Here is a 1,099-nt window from a genome sequence, read left to right on the forward strand (position 1 = left end):
TGTACTCAGCCGTCACGTTGGTGACAGTCGGCTGGTCGGCGGTCGTCCGCCGAGTGCGGTGTGTGGTCTGTGAGTGTTGTAGTGCTCGAGCCAGGGGGCAAGGGCCGCGGCGCGGTCGTTGTTGCTCGTGAAGACCTGCCGGTAGGCCCACTCGGTGGCCAGGGTTCGGTTGAGTCGTTCGACCTTGCCGTTCTGCCAGGGGCAGTGCGGCTTGATGAACACCTGGCGGGCGCCGAGCGCGGCCACGACGTCGCGCAGGTCGTGCGAGTACCGGTAGGCGAAGGCGTTGTCGGTCATGACCCGCTCGATGTGCTCGATGCCGTGGTCGGCGAAGTAGGCCGCGCCGCGCAGCAAGAACCCCGCGCAGGTCGGGCCCTTCTCGTCGGGCAGGATCTCGCAGTAGGCCAGCCGGGAGCAGTCGTCGATCAGGGCGTGCACGTAGTCGTAGCCGATCGGGGTCTTGTCCACGCGTGACTGGTGGTTGGCGCCGGTCCAGCCGCCGGCGCGCCAGCCGCCGCCGGGCGGGATGCGGCCGATCTTCTTGACGTCCATGTGGACCAGCTCGCCCGGTCGGTCGCGTTCGTAGCGGACCGTGGTCGCGCGGGCGGCCCGGATCGGCTGACCGGTCAGCGGGTCGCAGTCGGCCAGGCGCGGGACCTGGTGGCGGGCCAGGATCCGCGAGACCGTGCGGGCCGGGACGCCCGTCTGCTCGGCCAGCCAGGCCGGCCCGCGACGGTGGGCGCGGCGCGCGAGCACCACCACCTGCTCGATCTCGGGGACGGTGCGGGTCGGACAGCGGTGCGGGCGCGAGGACCGGTCGACCAGCCCGGCCGGTCCCTCGGCGCGGAACCGGTTGACCCACCGGTGGGCGCACTGGCGCGAGACGCCGAGCTCCTTGGCGACGTGCGCGACCGGGCGCCGGTCCTCGATCACCCGCCGCACCAGCAGAGCCCGGCCATGGACAGTCAGACGCGCATTACCGTGAGACACGAGAACCTCCGGCGGGACGTGGGCCTTCGACAAGCCACACCCCAGCCGGAGGTTCTCCTCACGTCAACGGCCCCGCACCGTCACCAACGTCCTGGCCGAGTACATCTAG

At 71.3% G+C, this 1,099-nt stretch carries 1 protein-coding gene; it reads right to left on the bottom strand.

Annotated elements, in window-relative coordinates:
• Positions 1-12: 12 nt before the first annotated feature.
• Positions 13-990, bottom strand: a complete 978-nt coding sequence (locus KVT14_RS20015) for an IS481 family transposase (RefSeq protein ID WP_217617265.1) — start codon at positions 988-990, stop codon at positions 13-15.
• Positions 991-1,099 lie beyond the last annotated feature (109 nt).

The organism is Cellulomonas sp. GbtcB1, assembly GCF_019091725.1.
Lineage (GTDB): Bacteria > Actinomycetota > Actinomycetes > Actinomycetales > Cellulomonadaceae > Cellulomonas.